At 67.7% G+C, this 24,216-nt stretch carries 22 protein-coding genes; 9 read left to right on the top strand and 13 right to left on the bottom strand.

Annotated elements, in window-relative coordinates; all coding sequences use genetic code 11:
* Nucleotides 1–45 precede the first annotated feature (45 nt).
* On the bottom strand, nt 46–384 hold the full coding sequence (locus FHR20_RS02455; protein ID WP_167298063.1) for a DUF2794 domain-containing protein: 339 nt from the start codon (nt 382–384) through the stop codon (nt 46–48).
* The gene (epsC, locus tag FHR20_RS02450; protein WP_167298062.1) at nt 385–1,074 is read right to left on the bottom strand and encodes a serine O-acetyltransferase EpsC; all 690 of its coding nucleotides are present in this window, start codon (nt 1,072–1,074) and stop codon (nt 385–387) included. It abuts the gene before it with no gap.
* Nucleotides 1,075–1,228: 154 nt separating this feature from the next.
* Here epsC and FHR20_RS02445 point away from each other — a divergent pair, with 154 nt between their 5' ends.
* The 6 genes from FHR20_RS02445 (at nt 1,229) to FHR20_RS02420 (ending at nt 6,481) form a co-directional block, all read left to right on the top strand.
* Nucleotides 1,229–1,993 carry a sulfite exporter TauE/SafE family protein gene (locus tag FHR20_RS02445; protein WP_167298061.1) on the top strand — a complete coding sequence of 255 codons (765 nt, stop codon included), beginning with the start codon at nt 1,229–1,231 and terminating at the stop codon, nt 1,991–1,993.
* A 90-nt stretch (nt 1,994–2,083) separates the two neighbouring features.
* Nucleotides 2,084–2,266: a hypothetical protein gene (locus tag FHR20_RS02440; protein WP_167298060.1), complete on the top strand. Its 183-nt coding sequence runs from the start codon at nt 2,084–2,086 to the stop codon at nt 2,264–2,266.
* Between the two features lie 78 nt (nt 2,267–2,344).
* Complete coding sequence (locus FHR20_RS02435; protein ID WP_167298059.1) at nt 2,345–2,989, top strand: hypothetical protein; 645 nt, start codon at nt 2,345–2,347, stop codon at nt 2,987–2,989.
* Between the two features lie 242 nt (nt 2,990–3,231).
* Nucleotides 3,232–3,795, top strand: coding sequence for an alkyl hydroperoxide reductase subunit C (gene ahpC / locus FHR20_RS02430; RefSeq protein WP_086128770.1), 564 nt, complete (start codon nt 3,232–3,234; stop codon nt 3,793–3,795).
* Nucleotides 3,796–3,906: 111 nt separating this feature from the next.
* On the top strand, nt 3,907–5,484 hold the full coding sequence (gene ahpF / locus FHR20_RS02425) for an alkyl hydroperoxide reductase subunit F (RefSeq protein ID WP_167298058.1): 1,578 nt from the start codon (nt 3,907–3,909) through the stop codon (nt 5,482–5,484).
* A gap of 91 nt (nt 5,485–5,575) precedes the next feature.
* A complete protein-coding gene (locus FHR20_RS02420) occupies nt 5,576–6,481 on the top strand; it encodes a hydrogen peroxide-inducible genes activator (RefSeq protein WP_167298057.1) in 906 nt (301 codons plus the stop codon).
* A 61-nt stretch (nt 6,482–6,542) separates the two neighbouring features.
* On the opposite strand, the gene FHR20_RS02415 is transcribed toward FHR20_RS02420, so the two are convergent.
* The 9 genes from FHR20_RS02415 to FHR20_RS02375 form a co-directional block, all read right to left on the bottom strand.
* Complete coding sequence (locus tag FHR20_RS02415) at nt 6,543–6,983, bottom strand: molybdenum cofactor biosynthesis protein MoaE (protein WP_167298056.1); 441 nt, start codon at nt 6,981–6,983, stop codon at nt 6,543–6,545.
* Nucleotides 6,980–7,231: a molybdopterin converting factor subunit 1 gene (gene moaD / locus FHR20_RS02410; protein WP_167298055.1), complete on the bottom strand. Its 252-nt coding sequence runs from the start codon at nt 7,229–7,231 to the stop codon at nt 6,980–6,982. Before moaD ends, FHR20_RS02415 begins: the two co-directional genes overlap by 4 nt.
* The gene (pgsA, locus tag FHR20_RS02405) at nt 7,231–7,782 is read right to left on the bottom strand and encodes a CDP-diacylglycerol--glycerol-3-phosphate 3-phosphatidyltransferase (protein ID WP_086128762.1); all 552 of its coding nucleotides are present in this window, start codon (nt 7,780–7,782) and stop codon (nt 7,231–7,233) included. Before pgsA ends, moaD begins: the two co-directional genes overlap by 1 nt.
* Nucleotides 7,783–8,007: 225 nt before the next feature.
* The gene (locus FHR20_RS02400) at nt 8,008–10,029 is read right to left on the bottom strand and encodes a glycoside hydrolase family 97 protein (RefSeq protein WP_167298054.1); all 2,022 of its coding nucleotides are present in this window, start codon (nt 10,027–10,029) and stop codon (nt 8,008–8,010) included.
* Between the two features lie 23 nt (nt 10,030–10,052).
* Nucleotides 10,053–11,093, bottom strand: coding sequence for a cupin-like domain-containing protein (locus FHR20_RS02395; RefSeq protein WP_167298053.1), 1,041 nt, complete (start codon nt 11,091–11,093; stop codon nt 10,053–10,055).
* The gene (locus tag FHR20_RS02390) at nt 11,086–12,534 is read right to left on the bottom strand and encodes a tryptophan 7-halogenase (RefSeq protein ID WP_167298052.1); all 1,449 of its coding nucleotides are present in this window, start codon (nt 12,532–12,534) and stop codon (nt 11,086–11,088) included. The genes FHR20_RS02395 and FHR20_RS02390 overlap by 8 nt, the downstream gene beginning before the upstream one ends.
* Complete coding sequence (locus tag FHR20_RS02385) at nt 12,531–14,096, bottom strand: tryptophan halogenase family protein (protein WP_167298051.1); 1,566 nt, start codon at nt 14,094–14,096, stop codon at nt 12,531–12,533. The genes FHR20_RS02390 and FHR20_RS02385 overlap by 4 nt, the downstream gene beginning before the upstream one ends.
* Nucleotides 14,097–14,165: 69 nt before the next feature.
* On the bottom strand, nt 14,166–17,531 hold the full coding sequence (locus FHR20_RS02380) for a TonB-dependent receptor (RefSeq protein WP_167298050.1): 3,366 nt from the start codon (nt 17,529–17,531) through the stop codon (nt 14,166–14,168).
* A gap of 511 nt (nt 17,532–18,042) precedes the next feature.
* Nucleotides 18,043–19,560: an MFS transporter gene (locus tag FHR20_RS02375; RefSeq protein WP_243857100.1), complete on the bottom strand. Its 1,518-nt coding sequence runs from the start codon at nt 19,558–19,560 to the stop codon at nt 18,043–18,045.
* Between the two features lie 58 nt (nt 19,561–19,618).
* Between FHR20_RS02375 and FHR20_RS02370 the strand changes: the two genes are divergently transcribed.
* Together FHR20_RS02370 and FHR20_RS02365 are read left to right on the top strand one after the other, a co-directional pair.
* Nucleotides 19,619–20,632 carry a LacI family DNA-binding transcriptional regulator gene (locus tag FHR20_RS02370; protein WP_167298049.1) on the top strand — a complete coding sequence of 338 codons (1,014 nt, stop codon included), beginning with the start codon at nt 19,619–19,621 and terminating at the stop codon, nt 20,630–20,632.
* A gap of 158 nt (nt 20,633–20,790) precedes the next feature.
* Nucleotides 20,791–22,062, top strand: coding sequence for an MFS transporter (locus tag FHR20_RS02365; RefSeq protein ID WP_425057371.1), 1,272 nt, complete (start codon nt 20,791–20,793; stop codon nt 22,060–22,062).
* 49 nt (nt 22,063–22,111) lie between these two features.
* On the opposite strand, the gene FHR20_RS02360 is transcribed toward FHR20_RS02365, so the two are convergent.
* Together FHR20_RS02360 and FHR20_RS02355 are read right to left on the bottom strand one after the other, a co-directional pair.
* Nucleotides 22,112–22,282 carry a hypothetical protein gene (locus FHR20_RS02360; protein ID WP_167298047.1) on the bottom strand — a complete coding sequence of 57 codons (171 nt, stop codon included), beginning with the start codon at nt 22,280–22,282 and terminating at the stop codon, nt 22,112–22,114.
* A gap of 82 nt (nt 22,283–22,364) precedes the next feature.
* Nucleotides 22,365–23,372, bottom strand: a complete 1,008-nt coding sequence (locus FHR20_RS02355) for a LacI family DNA-binding transcriptional regulator (RefSeq protein WP_167298046.1) — start codon at nt 23,370–23,372, stop codon at nt 22,365–22,367.
* An 83-nt stretch (nt 23,373–23,455) separates the two neighbouring features.
* On the opposite strand from FHR20_RS02355, the gene FHR20_RS02350 reads away from it, so the two are divergent.
* The gene (locus FHR20_RS02350; RefSeq protein WP_208413371.1) at nt 23,456–24,211 is read left to right on the top strand and encodes a kinase; all 756 of its coding nucleotides are present in this window, start codon (nt 23,456–23,458) and stop codon (nt 24,209–24,211) included.
* The last annotated feature ends 5 nt before the right edge of the window (nt 24,212–24,216 follow it).

The raw sequence follows: 24,216 nt of genomic DNA, 5'->3' as shown, positions 1-24,216 counted from the left end.
TGCAGGCATGATGCAGCGGGTGCGGGTTTGCGGTGCGGGCCCGCCCTATTCCTCAACCAGCTTCATCAGCCGCCGTTCGACCGGAGCCAGTACCGGGCCCAGTTCGTGCCCGCGCTTGAGGATCATCCCGCTCTCGTTGACCAGTGCCCACATGCCCTGGCGGTTGCGCAGCGCCGGGCGCTTCTCGATCCGGTATTCCGGGCGTTCGGCGGCGCGGCGAAAGGCGGCGAAGATCGCGGCATCGGTGTCGAAGTTCATCGCATAGTCGCGCCAATGCCCGGCGGCGACCATGCGGCCGTAGAGATCGAGGATGCGGGTGAGCTCCGGGCGCTCGAAGCCGACCTGGCCGGGACGTCCGATGGGGAGCGGAGTTACGGTACCCATCTAGGCGCTGTCGCGCTGCTCCCCCTGCTCGCGGCGCTCGGCCAGTACGGCATCGAGCCGCTTGCGCATCGCCTCCAGTTCGCAGCGCATGATCTCGAGCTTCTGGGTCTGCGGATCGAACAGCTCGCTGCACGGCGTGCCATAGGGCACGAAATCCTTCTGCCACTTCTGCGCCTCGACCAGCGTGGACTTGGCCGGGATGCCGACCATCACCGCGCCTTCGGGCACGTCGCGGGTAACCACGGCGTTGGCGCCGATGCGGGCGCGTTCGCCCACGATGATCGGCCCCAGCACCTGCGCGCCCGAGCCGAGGATCGCTCCGTCCCGAATGGTCGGGTGGCGCTTGCCGCCCACGCCATTGTCCGGGCTGGTGCCGCCCAGGGTGACGCACTGATAGATGGTGACGTCGTCGCCGATCTCCGCGGTCTCGCCGATCACGACGAAGCCATGGTCGATGAAGAAATTGCGGCCGATCTTCGCGCCCGGATGAATGTCGATCGCCGTGACGAAGCGCGACCAGTGGTTGACGACGCGGGCGAGGAAGAACAGGCGGTTGCGGAACAGTGCATGGGCGATCCGGTGATAGGCGAGCGCCCACACGCCCGGATAGAGCAGGATCTCGGCATGGCTGCGCGGCGCGGGATCGCGGGCGCGGATGGAATCTAGATACGCCTTAAGACGCTGGAACATGGCCGGTTCCCCTTTGCCGCGCCCATTTAGTGCATGATCCTTCCGATTTCCAGAACGGCCCATCCCAGGCTTTGCCGCGCTAAACACTATGTATCTTGTTGGAACGCGTCGCCGCCGTCATCCATTCCTCTCCGGCCCAAACTTCAAGGTGCGAATGATCTTTGGAATCGACCTTTCCGCCCTGTTGCCGTTCATTGCCGTGGGCTTCGCCGCCCAGATGGTGGACGGCGCGCTGGGAATGGCGTTCGGAGTGATCAACTCCACGCTGCTGGTGAGCGTGATGGGCGTCCCGCCCGCACAGGCATCGGCGATGGTGCACACCGTGGAGACCTTCACCACGGCCGCGTCGGGCGCCAGCCATATCTGGCACAAGAACGTGAACTGGAAGCTGTTCGGCCGGCTGCTGATCCCCGGCGTGATCGGCGGCGTGATCGGCGCCTATGTGCTGAGCAACATCGACGCTTCGGTCACCCGCCCCTTCGTGATGACCTATCTCGCCTCGATCGGCGTCTATCTGCTCTATCGCGCCTGGCGCGGCAAGGTGGAGCCGCGCGAGCCCAAGATCATCGAGCCGCTGGGCCTGGCCGGCGGCTTCCTCGATGCGGCCGGCGGCGGCGGCTGGGGGCCGGTGGTGACCAGCAACCTGCTCGTCCAGGGCGCCAGCCCGCGCACCACGATCGGCACGGTGAACACGGTGGAGTTCTTCCTCACCGCCACCGTCTCGGCCGCGTTCATCGCCACGCTGGGCTGGGCGGCCTTCACGCTGCAGACCGTGGGCATCCTGATCGGCGGACTGATCGCGGCGCCGTTCGGCGGCCTGCTCGCCAAGCGCGTGCCCACGCGCGCGCTGATGACGCTGGTGGGCGTGCTGCTGACCATCACCAGCGCCTATTCGGTGTATGTCGCGCTGACGCGTTGAACGGCGAGCGCGCCGGACTTTACGCGATCCTTATGCCGGGGCGCGCTTTCCCTCTCGAAGCTTAATGCCGGGCCCGCCCATATCCCGGCCATGTTGGACCGTAGCAAAGTGCGCCGCCGCGCGCGCATCCGGCGCCTGGGCGCCTATGAGGGCCCGTGGCAGCGGCGCTGGACCAGGATCGTCGACTGGCTCGGCGCGCGCCGCCCGCTCGACCTTATCCTGGGCTGCATGATCCTGATCACCGTGATCTCGATGTTCGCCCGGTCGATCTGATCCGGCCGTTCCGGCACGGAATCATCTTGCCAGGCGATCCCGCCGCGAGGATCGTGCGCGGCAAGGAGGGGGATTCTCATGTTCTGGACGACCGGGCTGGCCATCATTCTGGCGAGCATGCCCGCCGCGCAGGCGGAGAAGAAATGCGCCGCCGCAACGGTAAGGCAGGGCGTGCTGGAGATGATGGTGCTGATCGGGCAGGACGGTGCCGAGCCGATGCGCGTGAACTGGGTATGGCTCCAGTCTCCCAATGCCGACCGCAGCTTCGTGCTCGACGCCAGCTATCGGCCCGAGGGCGACGCGCTGAACGCGCCCAGCCAGTTATCCATCCGCAGCTATGGCGAGGTTGCGGAGGGGCTGGAAGGCCCGCCGGAGCGGCTCCTATGGTCTCCGGCACACGCGAGGCCCGGCACCGCTACCGGCGGATGGGTCCGGCTCCAGCGCGGGCCGGAATCACCCATCGCCAGCGCCTCGATCACGATGGCGCAGTCGGGCGCCCTGGCCTATCGGACCGAAGCGCTGGAAGCCGCGCGCCGCGGCGAAGCGTTCCGGGGCGAGCGCTTCTCGCGTGACGGAAAGCTTCTCAGCAGCGGCACGGTGCGGCTGCCCGACGAAGCGGTGGCGACTGCGCTGTTCCTGAAGGCACGCACGATGGCGACCGCCGAGCTCAAGCCCTGCGGGCCGCCGGTGATGCTGACTCCTGCCCCGCCGCGCAAGGATTAGGCCTTGATATCCTGCAGCGCAGCATGCTTTCCCTTGACGGTAGCATTGCCGCGCCTCGTGAAGATCGGGGTTTGACCGCCATAGCTGCATGGCATTGCAGATAAATCATGCAATCAATCATTCGGCCGAAATTGATCGATTAAACCGATCATCGCGAACGGGCTTTCCAATTTCACATTGCGCCGCAGCAGCCCTATCTCGCCATTGCAACAACAACCCCCGTTCTGGAGGAATACCAAGCAATGGCTCTCATCGGCAGCACCATCAAGCCGTTCACCGCGCAGGCCTATAAGGAAGGCAAGTTCGTCCAGGTCACCGACGCGGACACGAAGGGCAAGTGGGCGGTGTTCTTCTTCTACCCGGCCGATTTCACCTTCGTGTGCCCGACCGAGCTGGAGGACCTGGCGGACATCTATCCGCAGCTCCAGAAGATGGGCGTCGAGGTGTATTCGGTGTCGACCGACACCCATTTCAGCCACAAGGCCTGGCACGACACCTCGCCCGCGATCGGCAAGATCAACTATTACATGCTGGGCGACCAGAACCACGTCCTGTCGACCAATTTCGACGTGCTTCGCGAGGGCCAGGGCCTGGCCGATCGCGGCACCTTCGTCGTCGATCCGGAGGGCGTGATCCAGCTGGTCGAGATCACCAGCGAGGGCGTTGGCCGCAATGCGACCGAGCTGCTCCGCAAGATCAAGGCCGCGCAGTACATCGCCGCGCATCCGGGCGAAGTCTGCCCCGCCAAGTGGGAAGAGGGCGCCGAGACGCTGGCGCCGTCGCTCGACCTGGTCGGCAAGATCTGATCCCCCAGGCGCCCGTCTAGCCCCCCTTGCGGGCGCCACCGTGCGGCCCGGGACGAATACCATCCCCCTCGTCCCGGGCCGTTTTGTATCTGAATTTGTGGAGTTTCCGCCATGCTCGACGCAAACCTGACCCAGCAGCTCAAGGGCTATCTCGCGAACATCCGCGCGCCGATCGAGCTGGTCGCCTCGCTGGGCGACGATGCCAAGTCGCGCGAGCTGGCGGAACTGCTCGACGAGATCGCGGCGCTTTCCGACAAGGTCTCCGTGGCTCGCACCGGCAGCGATGCGCGCAAGCCCAGCTTCCAGATCCGCCGCACCGGCACCGATATCGCCGTGGCCTTTGCCGGCATCCCGATGGGGCATGAATTCACGTCGCTGGTGCTCGCCTTGCTCCAGGTCGGCGGCCATCCGAGCAAGGCGGCGCAGGAACTGATCGAGCAGGTGCGGAACCTGGACGGCGACTTCGCCTTCGAGACCTATTTCTCGCTCTCCTGCCAGAACTGCCCGGACGTGGTGCAGGCGCTGAACCTGATGGCGGTGCTCAATCCGCGCGTCACGCATGTCTCGATCGATGGCGGGCTGTTCCCCGCCGAGGTGGAGGCGCGCAAGGTGATGGCGGTGCCCAGCGTGTTCCTGAACGGCGAGCCCTTTGCCAGCGGCCGGATGGAGCTGGAGCAGATCGTCGCCAGGATCGACACGGGTGCCGCCAAGCGCACCGCGGCGAAGATCGCGGCGAAGGAGCCGTTCGAAGTGCTGGTGGTCGGCGGCGGCCCCGCCGGCGCGGCGGCGGCGATCTATGCGGCACGCAAGGGCATCCGCACCGGCATCGCCGCGGAGCGTTTCGGCGGCCAGGTGCTCGACACCATGTCGATCGAGAACTTCATCTCGGTGCCGCACACCGAGGGGCCGAAGCTGGCCGCGCACCTGGAGCAGCACGTCAAGGACTATGACGTCGACATCATGAACCACCAGCGCGCCGCGAAGCTGGTGCCGGCGCGACAGGAAGGCGGGCTGCACGAAGTGGTGCTGGAAAGCGGCGCGAGCCTGCATGCGCGCACCGTGATCCTCTCCACCGGCGCGCGCTGGCGGACGATGGGCGTGCCCGGCGAGGAGGAATATCGCAACAAGGGCGTGACCTATTGCCCGCATTGCGACGGCCCGCTGTTCAAGGGCAAGCGCGTGGCGGTGATCGGCGGCGGCAATTCGGGCGTCGAGGCCGCGATCGACCTGGCCGGGCTGGTCGCGCATGTGACGCTGATCGAATATGACAGCCAGCTGCGCGCCGATGCGGTGCTCCAGCGCAAGCTGGGCAGCCTGCCGAACGTGAAGGTGATCCCTTCGGCGCTGACCACCGAGGTGGCGGGCGACGGCGAGAAGCTGACCAGCCTCACCTACAAGGATCGCAACCACGGCACCGAGCACCGGATCGAGCTCGAGGGCATCTTCGTCCAGATCGGCCTGGTGCCCAATACCGAGTGGCTGAAGGACAGCATCGCCCTGTCGAACCGCGGCGAGATCGAGATCGACGCGCGCGGCGAGACCTCGCAGCCGGGCATCTTCGCGGCGGGCGACTGCACCACCGTGCCCTATAAGCAGATCGTGATCGCGATGGGCGCGGGCTCGACGGCGGCGCTCTCGGCGTTCGACTATATGATCCGCCTGCCGGACGAGCTGAGCGAGGCGGCCTGACTTCCAAATCCTCCCCGAGCCCGTCTCGGGGAGGATTTGAGTTATCGCCCACGCCACTTATATATGCGCCAATCATCGATACAGGCGATCAATGGCGCAGACCACCTACCTCCCCACGCTCAAGCAGCTCCAATATCTCGTCGCGCTCAAGGACCATGGCCATTTCGGCCGGGCGGCGGAAAGCTGCTACGTCACCCAGTCGACGCTCTCCGCCGGCATCCGCGAGCTGGAGACGCTGATCGGCGTGGTGCTGGTCGAGCGTACCCGCCGCGTGGTGCGCTTCACGCCCCTGGGCGAACGCATCGTGGACAAGGCGCGGCGGGTGCTGCGCGAAGCGGACGAGCTGGGCGATCTTGCCCGTGCCGCCGGGCGGCCGCTTTCGGGCGAGATGCGGATGAGCGTGATCCCCACCATCGCCCCTTTCCTGCTGCCGCGCATCCTGCCGAAGCTGCGCCGCGACTATCCCGACCTGAGGCTCTATCTGCGCGAGGAGACCAGCGGCCAGGCCTGTGAAGGGCTGCATCATGGCCGCACCGATTGCGTGCTGCTCGCCTTGCCCTATGCGTGCGGCGATGTGGAGACGGCGTCGCTGTTCGACGACCGGCTGTTCGTCGCCTTTCCGGAGGGCGAGATGGACCCCAGCGCTTCGATCCGCCCGGCCGAGATCGACGAGACGCGGCTGCTGATGCTCGAGGACGGGCATTGCCTGAAGGAACATGCGCTGGCCGCCTGCAACCGCCCGGAACTGCGCGCCGAGGCGACGATGCTCGGCACGTCGCTCCACACCATGGTGCAGATGGTCGACAATGGGCTGGGCGTGACGATGCTGCCGGAGATGGCGGTGGATTCGGGCATCCTAGACCATACCCAGGTCGCGGCGCGGCCGCTCGAGGCGGAGAATGCATCGCGGCGGATCGCGCTGGTGTGGCGCAAGGCTTCCCCAAGGGAGCGCGACTTCCGGCTGCTGGCCGACGTGCTGGCCGAGGCCCGGCCCTAGCCCGGCTGCATAGAGGCTTCGCGTAGCTGACCTAGCTGCCGCATACGCTATCGTTGACGCCTTAAGCTTGCCAGCGCTCTGCCGCCTCTGCATCGGAACTGCGCGGCTCGACCCAAGTCGCACTGTCTCCCCGCCATTCGCGCTTCCAGAAGGGGGCGTCGGTCTTCAGCCGGTCGATCAGATAGGCGCAGGCGTCGAGCGCCTCGCGGCGATGCGCGGCGGCGGTGCCGATGAAGACGATGCGCTCGCCCGCTCCCATGCGGCCGACACGGTGGAGGATCGTCACCCCGAACAGGCTCCAGCGCGCCATCGCCGCCTCCGCAAGCGTGCAGAGCGCATCCTCGGTCATGCCGAGATAATGTTCGAGCTCGAGCGCGGTCACGCCGCCATCGCCGCGGACCACGCCGGTGAAGCTCGCCACTCCGCCCGCGCCGCGCGCTTCCAGCGCCGCCAGTTCCAGCGCCAGCTCGATCGGCGCGGGATCGATCGAGACGCGGATCATCCGCCGGTGACCGGGGGAAAGAGCGCGACTTCGCGCGCATCGCCGAGCGGCGCGTCGAGCGGAACGAAGCGCTGATCGATCGCGGCGCGGAGCCGCGCGGGATCGGCAAGGGCGGCGGCGTGGCCGGGGCTGCGGGTGGCGAGCCAGCGGACCAGATCGGCGACGTCGCGGACCGCCTCGGGCGGGTCGACGGTTTCATGCCCTACCCCCACGGCCTCGCGGACCCAGGCGAAATAGAGCAGGTCCATCAGCTGTCCATGTGCCGCAAGCCGACGCGCAGATAGTCCCAACCGGTGATCAGCGTAAGCGCGGCGGCGAGCCAGAAGGCGGCGAGCGCGGTGTCCCACAGCCAGGCAAAGGGCAGCGCGCCGGCAAGGATGAGCCCGCCCAGCGCGACGAGCTGGAGCGTAGTCTTCCACTTGGCGAGGCGCGAGACCGGCAGCGAGACCTGGATGCCGCCCAGGAACTCGCGCAGGCCCGACACGGCGATCTCGCGCACCAGGATCACCAGCGCGGGGACCAGATGGAGATCGGTGATCACGCCGCGCCCGGCGAGGATCAGCAGCACCGCGGCGACCATGATCTTGTCGGCGATCGGATCGAGGAACACGCCGAGCTTGGAGACCGTCCCCTGCGCCCGGGCGAGATAGCCATCGAAATAGTCGGTGATGCCCATCAGGCAGTAGAGCGCGAAGGCGATGCCATAGCCCAGCCGCCATTCGGGCCACCAGAGAAACGCCGCGAGGAGCGGAACCGCGAGGATGCGCGAGAGCGTCAGGATATTGGGCAGCGTGAGCATCGGGCAAGCTCTACCACCGCACTCCCCCTCCCGTCATCCCCGCGCCTTTCGTCGAACCGGCCCGTGCAGGGATGGCGTTGCAGCGTCACGCCCGGCAGTTCCCCGGCGAAGGCCGGGGTCCAGCTGCAACCTCGGTTGAGAGGTCTCCCCACCTCACCGGCTTCGCCGATACCGGGCCCCGGCCTCCGCCGGGGAACGGGATTGGCCCTACTTCGCTAGCCGGCGCTACTTCAGCAGCTTGAAACGGATCGCCTGGCCGCCCCCCGGCGCAAGGTCGAGAGCGAGCGTGTCGGCGCTGCCCACCACCCGCTTCTCGATCGCATAGGCAACCGGTTTCTTCACATAGTCGGCGTCCGGGGCATCGCGGTAGATCTGTGCCTCGTATTTCCGACCCGGCTCCAGGAAATCGAGCTTCACGGGCAGCTTGCGCGCCATCTCGTCGGTGATCGCGCCCAGATACCAGTCGCCGCCACCGCGCGCCTGGCGAGCGACCACGACATAGTCGCCGATCTCCGACGCCAGCGTCTTCGTCATCTCCCAGTCGGTCGGCACGTCGAGGATGAACTGGAAGGCGTCGCGATGCTTCTCGTAATTCTCGGGCAGGTCCGCCGCCATGTGGATCGGCGAATAGAGCACGACATATTCGGCAAGCTGCGCGGCCAGCGTCGACTGATTGCGCTCGGTCAGCAGCGTCTTGCCGTGCTCTAGGTCGAAGATGCCCGGGGTGAAGTCCATCGGCCCGCCCAGCATGCGGGTGAAGGGCAGGATCGTCAGATGCTCGGGCGGGTTGGTCGGGCGGCCCCAGGCATTGAACTCCTGGCCGCGCGCCCCCTCGCGGCTCACCCAGTTCGGCCAGGTGCGCCGCAGGCCCGTGTCCTTGACCGGCTCATGCGTGTCCATCACGATATGGCGCGCCGCCGCGGCCTCGATGACCTTGAGGTGATGCCGGACCATGAACTGGCCGGCGAACCATTGCTTGCCGCCCTCGCGGTCCAGGATGTCGCCGGAATGACGGACATAGCCGGTCTTCACCGCCGGCACGCCGACCCTGGCGTAGAGATCGAGCGCGGCTTCGAGCTGGTTCTCATAGTTTACCACTGCGCCGGCAGTCTCGTGATGGCCGATCAGGTGGACGCCCTTCGACTTCGCATATGCCGACAGCATCGGCAGGTCGAAATCGGGGTAGGATCGGGTGAAGCTGAACTTGTCGCCATTGTCGATCCATTCGCCGTCCCAGCCCTGGTTCCAGCCTTCGACGAGCACCCCGTCGAACCCGTATTTCGCGGCGAAATCGATATAGCGCTTCACATTGTCGTTGTTGGCGCCATGGGTCGGCCCGCTGCCCCAGGTGGTGCGGTTGAGATGCATCTCCCACCAGACGCCGACATATTTGCCGGGCTTGAACCACGTGCCGATATCGGGGAGCCTGCTCGGCGCGTTGAGGTTGAGTTCGATCCGGCTGTCCGCCAGCGCGCCGGGCGTGGTTCCGATCAGCAGCGTGCGCCAGGGCGTGGTGAACGGGCCGGTCTTCTTCGCGCCCACGCCATCGGGCCAGGGCATCAGCCAGGCAGTGAGCGTGCCGGCGCCGTCGCCCTGGAGCAGCATGCTCGGGAAATCGACCAGCGCGGCTTCGTGGAAGGAGAGATAGAGCCCGTTGTCGCCCTTCAGCGTCAGCGGCGTCTCGGCAAGGGTGATCCGCCGCGCATCGGTCTGGGTGTAGAGATATTCGTCGCGCTCCTGGCCCAGGCCCTGATACCACCAGGCCTGATACGCCCCCTTCGTCCTGAACTGGGTGCGGTCCGCCATGACGCGCACCTGCTGGCCATCGGCGATGCCGGCATAGGAATAGCGAAAGCCGATCCCGTCGTCGAAGATGCGGAAGGTGACCTGCATCGCCTTGTTCAGCGCAGTGTCGCCCGCGATCGTCACGGCGAGCTCGCTATGGTTGTCGCGGATGCGGCGCTGCTCGCCCCAGGGCTGCTCCCAGCTGGTGTCCGAAGCGGCGCGGCGGGCATCGGTGATCGCGGTATAGCGGGCCTGGGGCTCGCCGGCGAAGCCCAGACCGAGGTTCGAGGGAGCGATGACGAGCTGGTCGCCGCGCTTCACTTCGTAGAGCGCCGCGCCACCTTCGATCGAGACGCAGACTTCGAGCACCTTGCCCGGCGACTGGGCACATTCGCGGCTCCCGGCAAAGGCAGTGCCGGGCAGTGCGAACGCGAGGAGCGTGACGAGGGTGCGAGAGGTCATCCGATTTCTTTCCTGTGGGGAGATCATGACTTGAGGAATGCAGTGCGCAGGCGCTGGCGGAGCGCGGCGCGTTCGCTCGCGCGCATCTCGCCCAGCAGCCCGCGCTGCGAGGGCGGGATGTGCGCCGCGCCGTCCTCGGCGAAGACATGGGTTTCGAACATCGCCCGCCAATAGCCGCGCTCGGCGGGCGGCAGCCGGCGATAGGCCAGCAACGCGGCGAGGAAGACGTCGTGCGGCTGTTCCACGCCCGGGGCATCGTCGCCCCACCAGTAATTCACCATCGCGTTGAACGGGCCCAGCGACGTGACATGGTGCCACCAGTAGCGCGGCAGGAAGAGCGCATCGCCGGGATCGAGGAACGCCACCCGGGCCGTGGCCAGCGCATCGGCGAAGCGCGGGAAGCGGGCGAGGTCGGGCGCCTCGGGATCGACCAGCGAGAGCGGCGGCGGATTGTCGAGCGGGCCGACATAGAGGTTCGCCACCTGGTCCGGCGGGAAAAGCAGGAAGCGCCGCCGCCCGGCAAGGACGCAGGCGAGGTTGTGGTCGCGATCATTGTGCGTGCGGGTGTGGGCCGGGCCGCCGACCCAGAGGCGGGGAACCACATCCGCCGGGAGCAGCGGCATCGGGTTCTGCGCGACGAAATCGGGCATCTGCGCCGCCAGCGGCAGCATCTGGACCGCGACATGGGGCGCATTCTCTTCCCCTGCGAGGCGCAGGATCCGGTCGAGCGCGTCGCCCAGCCGGGCGCTGCGGCGGATGAAGTTGAACTCGCGCAGGTCGGTGCCATAGCCGAACTTGCCCAGGGTGCGCGCGGGCGCCTCCATCACCGGCACCGGCCCGCCGCGATCGAGGCCCTTGAGATAGGCGGCAAGCGCCCCCGCTCCGGCCCGGCCGGCGGCGCGTGCGGGCCAATGCTCGCACACCCCCTTCAGCACCACCGGCTCGCCGGTTTCGATCAGGCTCGCGAGATCGGCGGCGGGTGGCGCGGCGCGCGCGGCAACGCGCGGCAGGCCGTCGAGCGGGCCGAGCTCGGGGCCGGCGGCGCAGCGCAGCGGCTCAGCCATCGGCGAGCCCGGCGAGATATGCCTCCTGCGTCGGCTGGCGCAGCACTTGCTCGCGCACGAAGCCGAGCATGCGGCGGAACTGCGCCTTCGCTTCCTCGGGCGGCACGCGGTCGATCGCGGGCGGCCAGCTTTCCGGCTCGACGCCGTGCCCGAGGAACAGCGCACGCCAGCTGTCCGGCGGGAGATTCTCCTCCTCGAACGGCGCGAGTTCGGCCCGGGCACGGAACAGCGCGACGGCATGCGCCAGATCGGGCGAGACCGTGCCCGCCCGCGCCGCGTCCCAGAAGGGGCCGGCATAGCGGGCGAGCGCGTAATGCGCGGATTGGAAATCGCGAAGCCGGTCGAGCGCCGCGCCGGCGGCGCGGTTATATTCGTCGCGCTCGGCGGCGAAATGCGCGGTCGCCGGAAAGTCCGCGAGCAGCTGCACCAGCCCGACCTGGAGCCCGAGCAGGTCGAGGCCATGCACGGGATCGAAGACCGCGCCGAGAGTGACGCAGTTGCCGGTCCAGGGCCGCGCGGGGCGGCCGGGCTCGACGGCGGCGATCCGCACCCCCGCCAGCGGCAGGCCGGCAGCCGCGCCGGCCGCCCGAAGCGCTTCCTCGTTGGTCGCATGCGCGCTCGACCAGGCATGCATGACGAAGGTCGCCGGGCGGCCGGGATGGAGCGCGGTCCAGCCGGTGGGGCCGGCGCGATCCTCGGCATAGACCGGGATGTTCGCGAAGGGCGGACCAGCCGCGGTGAGGACGCGGTCGACCGGGAAATGCGCGCGCCAGCTCAGATGCGCACCGCCCAGCACACCGCCCGCATCGACGAACAGGTCGGCGGCGAGGCGGCGCCCCGCGCCGAGATCGAGCGCCACGATCGCATCGCCTGCGCGCTCGACCGTCAGCTGCTCCGCGGCATGCGCTGTCGCGCCGTGACCGATCGCCGCCGCGCGCAGCAGCCGGGCATAGGGGATCGCCGGCAGGTGATAGCCATAGTCGCAGCGGCCATAGATCGCGTTCTCCGCGTCGGGCAGCATCAGCCGTCCCTGGCGCGCGGCGGCGGCAGTGAGCGAGAAGTCGTCCAGCGGCACGCCGAGCCCATGGGCCCGCGCCTTGACCCAATGCGCGAAGAAGTCGCGCCCGCCGATCTGGGTTCCGGCCGAGCCATAGGCATGGAGGAAAGCGGGCCAGGCGCCGGCAAGGTCGGTGAAGTTCCGGCCGAGCGTCAGGTTGCCGCCCGTGGCCCGGAGCAGCATGGTCTCGTCGATGCGGAGCTGGTTGTGCAGCGCCTCCAGCGCCGGGAAGGTCGCATGGGCATCCACCGACGCGAGCGCGCTGGGCAGCGCCACTGCCTCCACCTGCACGCCCGAGGGCGCGAGCCCGCGCGCCAGCGCGGCGGCGGCGAGCCAGAGCGGCGCGTCGCGGCCGGCGACGATCACGGTGAAGGGGCGGCTCATGCCGTCACCGCCCGGTCGTCCGCGGTGCCGCGCGCAGCGGAGCAATAGCTGGCGATGAACTCGGCATGCGCGGGCAAGGCCGCCGCGTTGGTGGCGATGCGCTCCCTGAGCTCCGCCAGGCGATCGGCGACTTCGTCGAGCGGCGCGCGATCGGCGAGCCGGTCATGGGCCTCGGGCAGGATCCCCTGCCCCATCAGCACCGCCAGCCAGCTGTCGCGCGAGAACAGGCCGAGCTTATAGTCCGGCGCGCGGCCGCTCGAGCGGAACAGCGCGATCTTGTGCGCCAGGCTGTCGGGCAGCGCCATGTTGCGCACATGGTCCCAGAGCGGTTCGCCATGGCGCGCATTCGCCGTGTAGTGGAGCACCAGGAAATCGCGGGTGCGGTCGTAATGGATCGCGAACAGCCGGTTGAACTCGGCCGCCAGGCGCGGATCGGGCGGGCCGCCGCCGGGCAGGGGCATCAGGTTGGCAAGGTCTGTGACCGCGGCCTGGATCAGGAAGATGCTGGTCGATTCCAGCGGCTCGAGAAAGCCCGAGGACAATCCGATCGCGACGACATTCCCCTCCCAGCCCCGCGCCCGGCGGCCGGCCTGGAAGCGGAGCAGCCGGGGATCGGCGAGCGGCGCGCCGTCGATCGCGCCCAGGATGGTCTCGCGCGCCTGTTCCTCCGAACAGAAGCTGCTCGAGAAGACATAGCCGTTGCCGGTGCGATGCTGGAGCGGGATGCGCCAGGTCCAGCCGCCGGCCTGGGCGGTGGAGCGCGTGAAGGGCGTGATGCCCGCCGCGCCGGCGCAGGGCACCGCCATGGCGCGGTCGCAGGGAAGCCATGCGCTCCAGTCGTGCCAGGCGACGCCCATGCTCTGGCCGAGCAGCAGCGAGCGGAAGCCCGAGCAGTCGATGAACAGGTCGCCCGCGATCGCGGCGCCCGACTGGAGCGCGACGCTCTCGACCAGGCCGCTTTCGGCGTTGCGGGCGATGTCGACGATCTTGCCTTCGATCCGCCGCACGCCGCGCGGGGTCGCCCAGCGGCGCAGATATTCGGCATAGAGGCCGGCATCGAAGTGATAGGCATAGGAGAAGGTCGAGCGGATCGAACGCAGGTCCTCGTCGGGCAGGTCGAACACGCCTTCGCGACACATCGCCACGGCGAAGCTATGGTCGAACCAGTCGCCGACGTCCTGGCCGGCGGCCCGGGCGCGCAGCCAATGATGCTGGAAGTCGATCCCGCCCCAGCGCTCGCCGAAACTGCCGAACGGGTGGACATAGCGGCCGCCGGGCTTGTCCCAGCCGACGAACTCGATGCCGAGCTTGAAGCTGCCCTGGGTGGCGCGCATGAACTCGGCCTCGTCGAGCCCGAGCATCGCGTTGAACTCGCGGATGTGCGGCAGCGTGGCTTCGCCGACGCCGACCGTGCCGATCTCGTCGGATTCGATCAGCGTCAGCGCATAGTCGGTCGGCGGCAGCAGGCGCGCGAGGCCGGCCGCGCACATCCAGCCCGCGGTCCCGCCGCCGACGATGACGACGCGCAGCGGCGCCGGGGATGGGTTCGACCTGGGCTGCATGACACCCGCTCGTGAAATGGAAAAACTGGCGCCGCCGGGAATGAAGGGTACCGGCGGCGCCGAGGGGAGTTAGAATTTGAACCGGGCGCCGAACTGGAAACGCCGGTCGACGCGGCTCCAGTTCGCGTCGCGGAACACCGGCTTGGCGTTCGGCGTGGCGCTCGAGTCCCCGAAGATCTGCTGCTGGAACACCGTGGTGGTGCCGAGCAGGTTCGATCCTTCGATCGACAATTCGACCCATTTGGCCAGCGAGAAGCGCAGCGACCCGTCGAGGAAGCCCGCCGCCTTCTGGAACACCGGCAGGCCGATGCAGCAGTCGAGATTGTTGGTCAGGAAGCGCGAGCGCCAGTTATAGGCGAGACGCATCGCCACCGGGCCCTTCTCGTACAGCGCCACGGCGTTGAACGTATGCTTGGAGATGCCCGCCAGCTGGTGCGAGTCGATCACCACGCCGCGTCCGCCGGAGACGTCCAGGCCCGCGCCGAAGCCGCCGGTGCCCCCCGCATCGAGCGCGCCCTGCGTCACCAGGTTCGAGTTGCTGATGCCCGACTGGTCGACAAAGGTGTAGTTGAGCTGCGTGCCGAAGCCGCTCAGCACGCCGGGCAGGAAGTCGAAGAAGGTCTGGAACGCGACCTCGACGCCCTTCAGCTCGCCGCCGCCGGCTCCGTTGCGCGGACCGCGCATCAGCACCGTCTGGGTGGAGCCGTTGTTGGTGAAGCTGCGCAGGAACTCGCCGTACGAGATCGTGCCGTTCAGCTTCTTGTAGAAGCCGTCGATCGTGAACGAGCTGCTGCGGCCGAAATAATGCTCGAAGGTGAGGTCGAACTGGTCGGCCGTGACCGGCTTCAGCGCCGGGAAGCCCGATTCCGCGCGGAACACGAAATTATAGCCGGTCACCGTGCCCGCCCCGTTCTTCACCAGATAGGGCGAGTCCGGCCTGCCGTTGAGATCCGGCCCCAGGATCGAGACGAAGTTGCGCAACAGGCCGAAGTCCGGGCGCGACATGCCCCGCGAATAGCCGAAGCGCACGAAGCTCTTGTCGTCGAGGCCGAGGCGCAGGTTGAAGCTCGGCAGCCAGTTGTCATAGCTCGCCTTGTAGCTGTTGGGGCTGCCGCCGCCGCTGGCGAACGCCGCCACCGCCGGGGTGACGAAGCACATCGGGTTGACCACCCAGCCCGTCGGCAGCGGGCCGCCGCAGGGAACATAGTTGTTGAAGGTGGTGGTCAGCGGATAGCCGACGCTGCCGTCCGAGGCGATCTCGGTGCGCACGAAGCGCAGGCCGATATTGCCGCGAACATTGACTCCGCCGATGCTCATGCCGTCCCCGCCGAAGCGGAGCATCGCATAGGCGGCCTTGGTCTTCTCCTTGACGTGCATCACCTCGGACGGAAGGTAGCAGCCCTCGATCGTGGCGTCGGCGCGGTCGCAGATCGGCTGCCAGCCCATCGGCGAATTGGTGGTCGCGCCGCTCACTCCCTGCACCAGCCGGGCGCGATCCGTCAGCGTGGCGCGGTTCATGTAGACCAGCGCCGGATTGTCGTAGACGCCGCCATTGTAGAAGCCGTCGCCGAGCGTCACCGACTCCCACATGCCCGCGCCATAGCCCTTGAAGTCCGGGTGGCCGGCATTGCAGGCCGGATAGGCGCCGCCCGTGGTATTGTCGATGTTGAAACCCGGGCCGTTGCAGTTCCACGAAGCCGCGACCGGGCTCCAGTTGAAGGTGGAGTAGCGGACCGTCTGGCTGCGATCCGCATAGCGCACGCCGACCTTGAGCGAATCGAGCCAGCCGCCCTCGTCGAAATCATAGGCGATGTCGCCGCGGAACGCGGTTTCCTTGGCGTCATTGTCCTCCATGTGCGCCTGGATGAACGGCATCCAGTAATTGTGCGGGTTGGAGAGGCCGCCGGTGGCGTAGTTGACGTTCGAGCCGGGCAGCAGCTTCACCTGGGGAGTGCCGTCGCGGTTCGTGGCGTATTGCATGTTGGCCATCGAGCCGACCGCGACGAGGATGTCGTCATTGGTCGTGTTGGCCCAGATGTGCTGCACGTCGAGATTGACGTGCAGCTTCTCGGTCGGATCCCAGCTGATGTTGCCCGACAGGTCCTGGGTCCGCTCGCGGTGATCGAAGTTGCGTGCCTCGTTCTGGAAATAGAGGCCGTCCTGCAACGTGGTGCAGACCGACGGCGCGGCGCAATTGTTGACGAAGGGCAGGCCCGGCACGGCCGAGCCGGTGTTGATCGCTTCCTGGGTGCTGTCCCAGCTCCCGCGCCAGCTGCCATGCGCCTGGGTGAGCGTGCCCGAACGGAGCATGCCATCCGCCCCGAAGACGAAGGGCGAGGTGCCCGGCGCGGCGCCGAGGAACGAGCTGGTCCGCGGATAGAAGGCCGACTTGCCATACGCGTCGCCCTGGAAGATCACATGGCTGGCCCGCTCGAGCCAGGCATTGTGATATTCGCTGTCGTTGTACTGCGCGGTCATCCGGAAATTGCCGGCATTGTTCTCATATTGCGCCGCGGCCGAGATGCCGCGGCGGGTGCGATCATAATCGACCTGCGAATAGCGGATGCCGTCCGGAATATAGGCCCAGCCCGAGCCGCCGAACGGGTTCGAGGCGCAGGCGACCGAGCCGTCGGAATTGACGATCCCGCCGCCCGAGGCATTGGTCGAGCCCGTCGTGCAGAAGGTGTCGATCTTGTCCATGATCACGCTTTCCGTGCGCGTGACGACATGGCTGCGGGCGAAATCGGCGAGCAGGCCGAAGCGGCCGATCGCGGTATCCCAGGTGTTCGAGATCAGCCCCGAGAACTCGCCGGTCCATTCCTTCGAGCGGGTACCATAGGTCGCCTTGGCATTGCCGGCGACCACAAGGCCCTTCTGGTCGAACGGCAGGCGGGTGCGCAGGTTGACCGTGCCGGCCAGGCCGCCCTCGATCATCTCCGCCGTCTGGTTCTTGTACGCATCGACGCCGGCCATCAGCTCGGGCGAGACGTCGTTGAAGTTGAGGCCGCGATAGCTGTCGGCCGAGAAGCTGTCGCGCCCGTTGAATTCGGTGCGAACGAAGGTGAGGCCGCGGATGAGCACGCCGGTGGGCTCGCCCGAGGGGTGCGTCGAATCGTCGGTCGATTGCAGACGCGAGGTGGTGATGCCCGGCACGCGCTGGAGCGCGCCCGACACCGAGGTGTCCGGGAAGGCGCCGATGTCGGTCGCGGTGATCGAATCGACAACGGTGTCGGAATCGCGCTTGATCGTCTGCGCGGTCTCGAGCGCCTTGCGGACGCCGACGACGACGATCGTGGGCGAGCCGTCCTCTTCCTGGGCCGCTTCGGGCGCACGGGCCGGCGCCGGGGCGGTCTGCGCCTGGGCGATGCCGGCAAGACCCATCAGGGCCATGGCGGCAAGCGAGGCACCGCCCCGCAAGATGGTGGTCTGCTTCATCTTTCCTCCCTCCGTCGCTCCTTTGCGGAGCTGTTGCACGCACGACGCCCCGGAGCCCCCGCCCCGCGGCATCGCGTCAATTCCCTTGTCGGTGCGTGGAAATGCGCGTGCGGCAACGCCCTGCGCTGCTGCGCATGATCGCAAGCCGGCCATGCCGCGCTTCCCCCAAGACACCCTCCTTACGTGCCGACGACGCTCTACGGCGCCACCATCCACCGCGAGCCACCCGATCCGCTGGCGCGAAAACGCCGACGGCCCTGCCGGGAAGCTCTTTGCGTAACTTTGCGTAAATTGAGCATGACCGCAAGAGGGAAATTCTCGAAAATTGAAACCGATCTATAGCATTATAATATAACAATATTATTCCGAAACCCTGCCGAAACCGATTGGAATCACCTGACCATGGACGAGTCGCGCAATGCAATTTTACCTTGCAATCAATGCAAGTTTTGCACAAACTGGCAATGCAATGCAAAGCAGCGCAACTCCGCACGCCGGTCCGTCGGCGATGTTATCGGATGCCGGTATCGGCGCCGGGCGGGAGCGTGAGCGCGAAGCCGGCCGCGATCAGCAGCGCGGCGGCGGCGAGGACCAGCGCATATTCGGCCTGGCCGTGAAAGGCACGGCCGACCAGGGGACCGAGCATCGTCGAGGCGACGAGCTGGGGGATCACCAGGAACATGTTGTGGATGCCCATATAGACGCCCGCCTTGCCCGGCGGCACGCTGCCGGCAAGCATGGCATAGGGCATGGACAGGATCGCCGCCCAGGCGAGCCCGACGCCGAGGGTCGGCAGCCAGAGCGCCACCGGATCGGCGACGAGCAGGAAGCCGAGCAGCCCCGCGGCGCCGAACGCCAGGCACAGCGCATGCGTGGCGCGGCGGCCGAGCCGCTCGCCGATGCCCGGCAGCAGCAACGCGCCCAGCGCCGCGACGCCGTTATAGCCGGCAAAGAGCACGCCCACCCAATCGGCGGCGGCGTTATAGCCCGGCGAAGCGGGATCGGCGGTGCCATAGTGGCGCAGCGCCAGCGCGGGCACGGTATAGATCCACATCGCGAACAGGCCGTACCAGGTGAAGAACTGGACGATGGCGAGCCGCTTGAGCAGCAGCGGCATCGAGCGGATATCCTCTACGATCTCGAGAATGCCGATCGAGCTGCGCCCGAGCCGGCGCAGGCGGACCACCACTGCCTGGAGCAGCCCGAACAGGAAGCAGATGCCCGCGACGACATAGATTTCGCGCTTCCAGCCGGCGAGGGCCGCGGCGCCGGCGATGCCCAGGCCCGCGAGCATCCAGGCCATGCCGTGGCGAAGCAGCGAGGCGGCGCGTTCGGGCGACAGGACGTGCGGCGGCATCGCCGCTTCGGCCGGCCGCGCCGGCGCCGGGCATTCGGGAGTGGTGACGATCGTCCAGCCCACCGCCGCCAACAGGCAGAAGCCGCCGATATAGAAGGCCATGCGCACCGATTGCGGGAGCATGCCCGGCGCGGGCTGGCCGCTCAGCCCCGCCCAGTGGACGAGCATCCAGGGCAAGGCCGAGGCGAACACCGCGCCCGTGCCGATGAAGAACACCTGCATCGCGAAGCCGGCGGTGCGCTGGCTCTCGGGCACCCGGTCCGCCACCAGCGCCCGGAACGGCTCCATCGCGATATTGATCGAGGCAGTGAGCACCCACAGCATCAGGCTGGCGGCCCAGAGGCTGGCCGCATTGGGCATCAGGAACAGGGCAAGCGCAGTGCACAGCGCGCCCGCCAGGATATAGGGCCGGCGCCGGCCGAGCCGGCCGCGGGTGCGATCGCTCAGATGGCCGATGATCGGCTGGACCAGCAGCCCCGTGGCGGGGCCGGCGATCCACAGGATGGCCAGATCGTCGAGCTCGGCACCCAGGGTCTGGAAGATGCGGCTGGTATTGACGTTCTGCAGGCCCCAGACGATCTGGATGCCGAGCAGGCCGAAGCACATGTTCCAGATCTGCAGCAAGCCGAGCCGCGGTACCCGCGGCGCGTCGCTCGCGTCGCCAGCTTGCAATGCTCCCCCCTCACCGTTCTAAACTGGCCGTATTCGGCTTTCCTCAAGCTTGGGCACAATGGGCAGCAGTAGCAACAACAATACGACGCTGCAGGATCTCGCGCAGCTGGCCGGCGTATCGATCTCGACCGTCTCGCGGGCGCTCAACGATCATCCGCTGATCAGTGCGCGGACGAAGCAGAGGATCTGGGCGCTGGCACGCGACCATGACTATCCCTTCCGCCCCTATATGCCGGCGGCGCCGGTGGGCGCCGAGGGGACGATCGTGATCGTCACGCCCTTCATGCGCGGCCGGCCGCTGCCGCTCTCGCACCCCTTCTTCCTCGAGCTGCTCGCCAGCATCGGCGAGGCGGCCCGCGCGCGCGACTGCGACTTCACGGTGAGCCATACCACCCCGGCAAACTATGCGGACCTCGTCGCCACCACCACGACCAGCCGGGCGAGCGGGGTGATCTTCCTCGGCCAGTCCATGCTGCACGACGCGTTCAACCAGCTGACCGAATCCAATGCCAATTTCGTGGTATGGGGGGCGCAGATGGCCGGGCAGCTCTATTGTTCGATCGGCTCGGACAACCAGCTCGGCGGGCGCCGCGCGACCGCCCATCTCGCCCGGCTGGGGCGCAAGGCCATCCTGTTCCTGGGCGGCACCGATCCGGAATCGATGCAGCGCAAGCGCGGCTACGACGAAGCGCTCCGGGAAGCCGGGCTGGAGATGGATCCCAAGCTGGTGGTGCCGGTCGATTTCGAGCTCGAATCGGCCGATGCGGCGGTGAGCCGGCTGCTGCGGCGCCACGTCCATTTCGAGGGGATCGTCGCTTCGTCCGACCTGATCGCGCTCGGCGCGATCCGCGCGCTGCGCCGGGCGGGCGTGTCGGTGCCGAACCAGGTATCGGTGGTCGGCTATGACGACATGCTGCTCGCACGGCTCTCCACGCCTGCGCTCAGCACGATCCGGCAGGACACGTTCGAGGCCGGCCGCCAGCTGGTCTCGCGCATCCTCGATCCCTCCCCCGATCCCAGCGCCGAGCGGCTGCCGACGGATCTGATCGTGCGGGAGTCTTGCGGGGGGTGAGCGCATGGTTCCCCGCCCCGGAAGGGAGGGGACCAGAGGGAAACCCAATAACCGTTTGCCGCCCTGCATTTCCCTCGGCTATGCCCGCGCCTCATATAGCGGGAAAGCCCGCGCACAGAGGTGAAGGTAGTTCTATGCATGGTGCGGCGCTCGGATTGATGCGGGAGCGCCGGTTCCTGCCGTTGTTCGTCACCCAGTTCCTCGGGGCGTTCAACGACAATCTGTTCAAGAACGCGATGATCTTCTTCGCGACCTACCAGATCTTCAATTCGGTCGAGGACGAGACCCGGTTCAGCGCGATCGCCACCGGCATCTTCATCCTGCCCTTCTTCCTCTTCTCCGCGCTCGCCGGCCAGCTCGCCGACACCTACGACAAGGCGAAGATCATGCGGATCATCAAGGCCGCCGAGGTCTTGATCATGCTGGTGGGCGCCTCCGGCATCTTCCTCAAGAATCTGGAGCTGATGCTGGTCGCCCTCGTCGGCATGGGCATCCACTCGGCGTTCTTCGGCCCGATCAAATACGCGATCCTGCCCCAGCATCTGGAGGAAGACGAAGTGCTGGGCGGCACCGGCATGGTGGAGGCCGGCACCTATATCGCCATCCTGTGCGGTACCATCGCCGGCGGCGTGCTCAGCGCAAAGGCCGCCGCCTTCGCGGTGATCGGCGTGGCGGTGACCGGCTGGTTCGCCTCGCTGCGGATCCCCGCCGCCCCGCCGCTCACCACGCTGAAGATCGACTACAACATCTTCCGCGCCTCGTGGCGGCTGATCTCGGCCACCATGCACATCCGCCGCCTCTATCTCGCGATCATCTCGATCAGCGTGTTCTGGACGATCGCGGCGGTGCTGGGCGTGCTCTTCCCGCCGCTCGTCAAGAACGTGTTCCACGCCCAGAAGGACGTGGCGAGCGTGTTCCTGGGCATCTTCTCGGTCGGCATCGCGATCGGATCGGTGATCATCAACCGGCTGCTCAAGGGCCATGTCTCGGCGAAATATGCCGTGCGCTCGGTGCTGACGATGATGATGTTCGTGATCGCCTTCTATTTCGTCGCGCGCTTCTGGCCGGTGCACGACGGGCCGCTGATCAAGACCGCCGCGTTCGTGATGATGCCGCTGGGCTGGGCGGTGCTGGGATTGCTGATCGCGATCGCGATCACCGGCGGCATGTTCGTGGTGCCGCTCTATGCCTTCCTGACCACCACCGTCGAGAAATCGCAGACCGCGCGCACCGTGGCGGCGAACAACATCGTCAATTCGGGCTTCATGGTGTTCGGATCGGTCGGCATCTTCGGAGTGAGCAACATTCCCGGGATCGGCGTGGCCGAATGCATCCTGGTCGTGGTGGTGCTCTGCCTGGCCTCGGCCTGGTGCGCGAATCGGCTCTACAAGGCCGAGGACGCGCCGCATGTGCCGGACGTGCTCCCTTGATGCGGCTCGGCTGACGCCGAACCCGGAGCGGGGCGGCGGCGCCCCGCCGTCAGGCGATGAACGTGAAGAAGCAGACGAAGAAGGCAGTGAAGCTCAATGCGAAGAGCTTCACGTCGCTGTCGTCGCGCAACTTGCGCTGCTGCGCCACGGCGCGGCGGACGTGGCGGCGGAACGGGTGGCGGCGGGGCGCGTAGCCCTCGATGACGAGCTGGCGTTGCATGGCCAGCAGTTAACGACTTCTTAACTTTTGCCGCCAGCGTTACCTATGGTTAACCACTGTCCGGCGACGGGACAGGCCTTGGTTACCGCGCGGCCGGCCCCGTGCTCGCCCGCACCACCAGCTGATGCTCGAGCGTGACGCGCGGCTGGGAAGCATTGCCGCCCAGGATCAGCTCGGCCGCGGCGGCCGCGAGTTCGTGCACCGGCTGGCGGATGGTGGTGAGCGGCGGCCACACCGCCCGCGCCAGGTCCGAATCGTCGAACCCCACGATCGAGAGCGCGCCCGGCACGTCGATGTCGTTCTCATGCGCGACGGCGAGCGCGCCGGCGGCCATGTCGTCATTGCCGGCGAAGATCGCGCTAGGCCGCTCCTTGCGCGCCAGCAGCGCGCGCGCAGCCGCCGCGCCCGAGGCGAAGTCGTTCTCGGCGGCGACGACGAGCGCAGGATCGAAGGCGATGCCGTGCGCCGCGAGCTCGGCCTTGTAGCCGGCGAGGCGATCCGCCGAGGAGGCGTGGCTGTCTAGGCCGCGGATCATCGCGATGCGGCGATGCCCGAGCCCGATCAGATGCCCGACCAGCTCGCGCGCGGCGGCAATATCGTCCATCGATGCCGACATGCCGGCATCCTTGCGCGTGCCCGGTGCGATCCGGACATAGGGCAGCCCGCGCCGGTCGAGCTCGTCGAGCAGCGCCGCGGCCTCGGTCACCGGCGGCGAGAGGATCAGGCCGTCGAGATGCGTCTCGTCGATCAGCGCGAGCACGTTCGAGACGAGATCCGGCGACTGGCTGTCGATCGGCTGGAGCAGCAGGCGATAGCCAAGCTCTGTGCAGCGCTGCTGTGCGCCGGTCTGCACGTGATAGATGTAATAGGGGCTGGGATTGTCGTAGAGCAGGCCGACCTGGAACGACTTGCGCCCGGCAAGCGTCCGAGCGGCATGGCTCGGGCGGAAGTTGAGCCGCGCCACGACTTCCTCGACCCGGCGGCGCGTCTCTTCGCTGACATGCTTCTCGTTGTTGAGCACCCGGCTGACGGTCTTGAAAGACACGCCGGCGATCTTCGACACTTCCTTGATCGTGGGACGGCTGGACATCACTTTCCCCGCCGGGAGGCAGCCCCGGCCTGTGACAGCCATATTTGACAGCGCTGGCAGTGCGCAAGCTAAGAAGCGGGGAGATGGACAAGGTACAGCCTCTCCCCGCCGCGGCCGGGATCATCGCCGCCCGGCTCCGCCCGGGCCGGCGGCGGCCCTTCGTGCTCGGCATCGCCGGCGCGCAGGGCAGCGGCAAGTCGACGATCGCGCGCGCGCTGGCGGCCCGTTTCGGCTGCCCCGTGCTGTCGCTCGACGATCTCTATCTCGACGGTGCCGCCCGGCAACGACTCGCCGAGACCGTGCATCCCCTGCTGCGCACGCGCGGCGTGCCGGGCACGCACGACGTCGCCGCCGGGCTGGCGGCGATCGAAGCGCTGGCGCACGGCCCCGCCCTGCTCCCCCGCTTCGACAAGGCGCGCGACGAGCCCGGCAGCCCCGAGCGCGTGGCCGGGCCCGCCGAAATGCTGATCCTGGAGGGCTGGTGCCTGGGCATGCGACCCCAGGCGGCGGCGGAGCTCGTCGCGCCGATCAACGACCTGGAGCGCGTGCACGATGCGGACGGCCGCTGGCGGCGCTGGGTGAACGCACGGCTGGCCGGTGCCTATCAGGCGCTCTGGGCGCGGATCGACCAGCTCGTCTTCCTCGAGGCGCCCGGCTTCGACGTGGTGGCCGATTGGCGGATCGAGCAGGAACATGCCGCACGCGGGCCGATGTCCGATGCCGAGGTCCGGCGCTTCGTCCAATATTATGAGCGGCTGACCCGGCACATGCTGCGCCACGGACACGCCTGGGCCGACCTGACGCTGCACCTGGACGCCGATCGGCGGCCGAGGGATTGATCCAG

It is taken from the genome of Sphingomonas leidyi (assembly GCF_011761945.1).
GTDB classification, from domain to species: domain Bacteria; phylum Pseudomonadota; class Alphaproteobacteria; order Sphingomonadales; family Sphingomonadaceae; genus Sphingomonas; species Sphingomonas leidyi.
The sequence above is the reverse complement of the archived record's forward strand: the minus strand, read 5'-3'. Positions and strand labels throughout refer to the sequence as shown.